Origin of the sequence: Vibrio sp. 10N.222.55.C6 (assembly GCF_041473395.1) — a bacterium.
GTDB lineage: Bacteria > Pseudomonadota > Gammaproteobacteria > Enterobacterales > Vibrionaceae > Vibrio > Vibrio crassostreae_C.
This window is the reverse complement of the sequence record NZ_JBFRSD010000926.1, coordinates 1-371: the sequence shown is the minus strand read 5'-3', so window position 1 is coordinate 371 and position 371 is coordinate 1. Positions and strand designations below refer to the sequence as shown.

General features: G+C 49.6%; 1 protein-coding gene. It reads left to right on the top strand.

Annotated features, from left to right (window positions below; all coding sequences use genetic code 11):
• Positions 1-371 (top strand): aconitase family protein (locus AB4486_RS26890; RefSeq protein ID WP_372119835.1); only part of this gene is annotated, 371 nt, incomplete at both ends.

Sequence of the window (371 nt, the reverse complement as noted above, 5' to 3'; positions counted from 1 at the left end):
TCATTTGCGCCGGGCTCTAAAGTTGCCAAGCTCTATCTTGAGTCGGCAGGTTTGCTACCTGAGCTGGAAAAGCTAGGCTTCGGTATCGTCGGCTATGCGTGTACTACCTGTAATGGTATGAGCGGAGCCCTAGATCCTGCTATCCAACAAGAGATCATCGACCGCGACCTGTATTCAACCGCTGTGTTGTCAGGGAATCGAAACTTTGATGGTCGAATCCATCCCTATGCCAAACAAGCGTATTTAGCCTCACCGCCATTGGTGGTTGCTTACGCGTTGGCTGGCACGATTCGCTTTGATATCGAGAAAGACAGCTTAGGCACCGACAACAATGGTAAGCCAATCTACTTAAGTGATTTATGGCCGAGTGA